Source organism: Cupriavidus sp. R6-3, assembly GCF_059772245.1.
Genome location: NZ_JCBAJO010000273.1, coordinates 1 through 5,451, shown reverse-complemented (window position 1 = coordinate 5,451; position 5,451 = coordinate 1). Strand labels below are relative to the sequence as shown.

The window sequence follows — 5,451 nt, the reverse complement described above, 5'->3', positions numbered from 1 at the left end:
GCAGGCCGCGGATGCGCATCGGCATCGCGACGTTGTCCAGCGCGGTGAACTCCGGCAGCAGATGGTGGAACTGGTAGACGAAGCCGAGCGAGCGGTTGCGCACCAGGTTGCGCTCGGTCTCGCGCAGGTCGGTGAAGGGCTTGCCGAGCAGCGCGACGCTGCCCGAATCGGGATTGTCGAGCCCGCCCAGCACATGCAGCAGCGTGCTTTTGCCCGAGCCGGAGGCGCCGACGATCGCGACCTTCTCGCCGGCATCGATGCGCAGATCGACGCCGCGCAGCACCTCGACGTCGAGCCCGCCCTGGCGGAAACGCTTGCACAGCCCCTGCGCGGTCAGGATCGGTTGCGCGGCGGCGGTAGCGCCCGCCGGCGTGGCCTCGGGCGCGGCGGTGCGGTTCAGCATGGCCTCATTCATAGCGCAGCGCCTCCGCGGGGTTCACGCGGGCGGCACGCCAGCTGGGATAGAGCGTGGCCAGGATGGCCAGCACGAAGGAAATGGTGCCGATGGTGGCGATGTCGTTCACGCGCGGGTCCGAGGGCAATTCGCTGATGAAGTAGATGTCGCGGGGCAGGAACTGGACCTGCAGGATCCGCTCGATGAAGGGCACGATCACGTCGATATTGGTCGCGATCAGCGTGCCGCCGAGCACGCCGAGCACGGTGCCGATAAAGCCGATGGCCACGCCCTGCACGATGAAGATGCGCATGATCGAGCCGGGCTGCGCGCCCATGGTGCGCAGGATCGCGATATCGGCCTGCTTGTCGGTCACTGTCATCACCAGCGTCGACACCAGGTTGAAGGCCGCCACCGCGATGATCAGCGTCAGGATGATGAACATCATCCGTTTCTCGGTCTGCACCGCGGCGAACCAGTTGCGGTTCTGCTTGGACCAGTCGCGCAGATAGAGCTCGCCGGACAGCGTGCCGGCGAGCGCGTCGGCGACCTGCGGGGCGCGCTGCATGTCGGACAGCTTCAGCCGCAGGCCGTTGGGACCGTCGAGCCGGAACAGCGTCTGCGCGTCCTGGATGTCGATCAGCGCCAGCGCGCTGTCGAACTCGTAATGGCCCGACGAGAACACGCCGACCACGGTGAACTGCTTGAGCCGTGGCAGCACGCCCGCCGGCGTGATGGTGCCCTGCGGCGCCACCAGCGTGACCTTGTCGCCCACGCGCACACCCATCGCCGCGGCCAGCTCGCCGCCGAGCACGATGCCGAAGCCGCCGGGCTGCAGCTCGGTCAGGCTGCCGGCCTTGAACTGCTTGCCGATGTCCGAGACCTTGGGCTCCTCGGCCGGATCGACGCCGCGCAGCAGTACGCCGCGCACGGTGTCGTCGCGCGTCAGCATCGCCTGCGCGGCGACATAGGGCGCGGCGCCGACTACCTCCTTGTTGCGCATCGCCTCGGCGGCGGTGCGGCGCCAGTCGGGCAGCGTGGATGGGCCGATCACCTCGATATGCGCCAGCACCGACAGCATGCGGTCGCGTACCTCCTTCTGGAAGCCGTTCATCACCGACAGCACGACGATCAGCGCGGCCACGCCGAGGGCGATGCCGAGCATCGAGATCATCGAGATGAAGGAGATGAAGGTATTGCGGCTGGCGCGTTTGCTGGCGCGGGTATAGCGCCAGCCGATCTGCCACTCGTAGGGAAAGTTCAAGACGGTTCCTGTGTTCGTTGCCAACGCGCGATGGCGCCCGTGAGGCCGGATCGATGGCCCGGCCGGGCCGCAATCGCGCCCCCGGGCGCGTGCTGATCGGGCGTAAATCCGGCGCAAGTCCGGCGCCAGTTCGGCGCAAATCCGGCGCGAATTCATCCGAATCGGGTGAATCGGGACGCGCCGGCCACCCGCGAGTTTACAATCTCGCCAACCATGACGACGCACCTGACCCTGATTGTGCCCTTTTCGGTCCCGCCCGGCGCGGATACCGAGGGCCTGGACGAACCGAACGGCGCCGGCGGCGGCATTGCCGGCGCCCTGCTGCGCCAGTTGGAGTTGCCGGCGCTGGGAAAGTTGCTGACGCGCGCCGGCACGACTGCGCGCGAGCGCCACGGCGCAGGCTACGATCCGATCGCGCTGCGCTCGCTCGCCCATGAGCGCTGGCTGGCCGCGCGCGCCGGCCTGGACACCGCGCGCGTGCCCACCGCGCCCTACATGCGGCTGGCCGACCATGGCGGCGCCGACGCCGCTCACGACCTGCGGTCCGGCACCGACCCGCAGTCCTGGGTCTGCCTGCAACCGGTCCACATCCATGCCGCGCGCGATCACCTGGTGCTGATGGACCCGGCGCTGCTGACGCTGGACGCCGCCGAATCGGCCGCGCTGCGCGAGGCCATCGCGCCGCTGTTGAGCGATTCGGGCATCGCGCTGGATGCGCCGCACCCCGGCCGCTGGTATCTGCCCGAAGCCGTGTTCGGCCCGCTGGACGCGACCCCGCCGCTGCGCGCGGCCGGCCGCAATATCGACGTCTGGATGCAGTCCGGCCCGCGCGAGCGCGACTGGCGCCGGCTGCAGAACGAGATCCAGATGACCTGGTTCGACCATCCGGTCAACCAGGCGCGCGAGGCCCGCGGCGCGCTGCCCGTCAACTCGGTCTGGCTGCATGGCGGCGGCGCGCTGCGGCCGGTGCCGCGGCTGGCCGATACGGTGCTGGCCGACGATCCGCTGCTGCGTGGGCTCGCGCTGGCCGGCGGCGCGGAATGCCTGCCCTTGCCGCCTTCGCTGGCATCGCTCGAATCGCTCGCATCGCTTAAGGCCGAGGGCAGCGCCATGGCGCTGCTCGATGCCTGCGCCTCGGCCTATCTCGCCGAGGACTGGGGCAGCTGGATCGAACGGCTGCATGCGCTCGAGGCCGACTGGTTCGCGCCGGCGCTGGCCGCGCTCGAGTCGGGCCGGCTGCAGGCGCTGACGCTGGTGCTCGGCGGCGACGACCATCACGCCGAATTCACCGTGCGCCGCGGCGACCTGCGCAAGTTCTGGCGCGGCCTGGGCATGCGCGGCGACTGGCGCGCGCTGCTGTCCGATCTCGCGCTGGCCGCATGAGGGCGACCATGCCAACGCCGCTTCGTCCGCCTCATCCACTTGCCGCGCCGCGCCCGCTTCGTCTGTCGCACCCGCTTCGTCTGTCGCACCCGCTTGGTCTGTCGCACCCGCTTGGTCTGTCGCATCCGCTTCGTCTGCCGCGTCCGCTTCCCCTGCTGCGGCCGCTGCGTCTGCTTCGTCCGCTGCGGCTGCTTCGCCCGCTTTGCCGCCGCCCCGGCCCCTGCTCCGCTATCGTTCCGACCCCATGACCCGCATCGCGATCCGCCCCCACCAGCCCGACCACGCCAGCGCCCTCGCGGCGCTGGGCCTGCATCCGACGCTGGCGCGCATCCTGTCGGCGCGCGGCGTCACCCATGCGCGCGAGCTGGCCACCGACCTGCCCGAGCTGATGGCCCCGCAGGCGATGAAGGGCATCGACCGCGCCGCGGTCTATCTCGCCGATGCGATCGCCGCGCGCCGCCGGCTGCTGATCGTCGCCGACTACGACTGCGACGGCGCCACCGCCTGCGCGGTGGGCGTGCGCGGCCTGCGCATGCTGGGTGCCCAGGTCGACTACATCGTGCCGAACCGTTTCGAATACGGCTACGGCCTGACGCCGGAGATCGTCGCGTTGGCGGCGCAGCGCAACCCGGACGTGATCGTCACCGTCGACAACGGCATCGCGAGCGTCGATGGCGTGGCCGCGGCCAATGCGCGCGGCATCGACGTGGTGGTCACCGACCACCATCTCCCTGGCGACCAGCTGCCCGACGCGGCGGTGATCGTCAATCCGAACCAGCCGGGCTGCGGCTTTCCCAGCAAGAACCTGGCGGGCGTCGGCGTGATGTTCTACGTGCTGCTGGCGCTGCGCGCGGAATTGCGCCAGCGCGGCGTGTTCACGCCGGCCAATCAGCCGCGGCTTGACACGCTGCTCGACCTCGTTGCCCTCGGCACCGTGGCGGACGTGGTCAAGCTCGACACCAACAACCGCATCCTGGTCGCGCAGGGGCTCAAGCGCATGCGCGCCGGCCGCATGCATGCGGGCGTCGCCGCGCTGTTCCGCGCGGCCGGACGCGAGGCCAGCCGCGCCACCACCTTCGACCTGGGCTTCGGCCTGGGACCGCGGCTGAACGCCGCCGGACGGCTCGCCGACATGTCGCTCGGCATCGAATGCCTGCTCAGCGACGACGCCGAGCGCGCGTGGGAGATCGCGCAGCAGCTCGACGCGATGAACCGCGAGCGGCGCGATATCGAGGCCGGCATGCAGCAGGAGGCGCTGCAGATCCTCGAGCGTCCGCTCGACGGGCTCGACCCGTCGTCGCGCTTTACCGTCAGCGTGTTCAACGACACCTGGCACCAGGGCGTGATCGGCATCGTCGCGTCGCGGCTCAAGGAGAAGTTCCATCGCCCGACCATCACCTTCGCGCCGGGCGACGAGGCCACCATCAAGGGCTCGGGCCGCTCGATTCCGGGCTTTCATCTGCGCGACGCGCTCGATCTGGTGTCCAAGCGCCATCCCGGCCTGCTGGTCAAGTTCGGCGGCCATGCGATGGCGGCCGGCCTGACGCTGCGCGCTGGCGATTTCGAGCGCTTCATGGATGCGTTCGAGGGCATCGGCCGCGAATGGCTGACCGACGACCATCTCGCCCGCGTGATCGAGACCGACGGCGAGATCGAGGACCACTGCTTCGATCCGGCCTTCGTGTCGCTGCTGGAGCAGCAGGTATGGGGCCAGGGCTTTCCGCCGCCGACCTTCTGCGGGGAATTCGACGTGCTGCGCCAGACCGTGCTCAAGGGCAAGCACCTGAAGCTGCAGCTCGGACGCGGCAAGCGCCAGTTCGACGCGATCTGGTTCAACCACGCCGACACGCTGGGTGCCAGCGCGATGGTGGCCTACCGGCTCGACAACAACACGTTCAACGGCGTCACGCGCGTGCAGATGGTGATCGAGCACGCGCAGTAGGGACAGGCTCTGCCAGCCGATAGTTCGACCCGTGAAAGCAGGGGCCAAGCGGCTGCCGAAGGACGCTGCGTCCCGCATGCGCGGAGACGACGCCGATGCGAAGGCAGGACCCGGCCTTACCCCCGCGCCGGCAGCATGCTGGCCGGATCGACCGGCTTGCCGTTGCCGCGCACCTCGAAGTGCAGTTCGCTGGCCGCGGCGCCCATGCGGCCCACCACCTGGCCCGCGTCGACGTGGGCGCCTTCCTTGACCATCGGCTGATCGAGATTTCCGTAGACCGTCAGCCAGTCGTCGTTGTGCTTGACGATCACCAGCGTGCCGTAGCCGCGCAGCGCGCCGACGTGGATCGCCCAGCCGGCCGCGGCGGCACGTACGGTGCCATTGGCCGGCACCGCGATGCGCAGGCCTTTGCTGGACGGTGGCGAATAGCCGTGCGTGACCGTGCCGTCGGCCGGCCATTGCAGCGCG

The 5,451-nt window shown here is 70.0% G+C and carries 5 protein-coding genes; 2 read left to right on the top strand and 3 right to left on the bottom strand.

What is annotated here, in order from left to right; translation table 11 throughout:
* The coding region (locus AC6EI8_RS23690) for an ABC transporter ATP-binding protein (protein ID WP_498383039.1) at positions 1–415 on the bottom strand (415 nt) is incomplete at its 3' end.
* Positions 408–1,658: a lipoprotein-releasing ABC transporter permease subunit gene (locus tag AC6EI8_RS23685; RefSeq protein WP_149319302.1), complete on the bottom strand. Its 1,251-nt coding sequence runs from the start codon at positions 1,656–1,658 to the stop codon at positions 408–410. The genes AC6EI8_RS23685 and AC6EI8_RS23690, both read right to left, overlap by 8 nt.
* 213 nt (positions 1,659–1,871) lie before the next feature.
* On the opposite strand from AC6EI8_RS23685, the gene AC6EI8_RS23680 reads away from it, so the two are divergent.
* Complete coding sequence (locus AC6EI8_RS23680) at positions 1,872–3,041, top strand: hypothetical protein (protein ID WP_498383038.1); 1,170 nt, start codon at positions 1,872–1,874, stop codon at positions 3,039–3,041.
* 244 nt (positions 3,042–3,285) lie between these two features.
* Positions 3,286–4,983: a single-stranded-DNA-specific exonuclease RecJ gene (gene recJ / locus AC6EI8_RS23675; protein WP_149319305.1), complete on the top strand. Its 1,698-nt coding sequence runs from the start codon at positions 3,286–3,288 to the stop codon at positions 4,981–4,983.
* A gap of 116 nt (positions 4,984–5,099) precedes the next feature.
* On the opposite strand, the gene AC6EI8_RS23670 is transcribed toward recJ, so the two are convergent.
* The coding region (locus AC6EI8_RS23670; RefSeq protein WP_498383037.1) for a murein hydrolase activator EnvC family protein at positions 5,100–5,451 on the bottom strand (352 nt) is incomplete at its 5' end.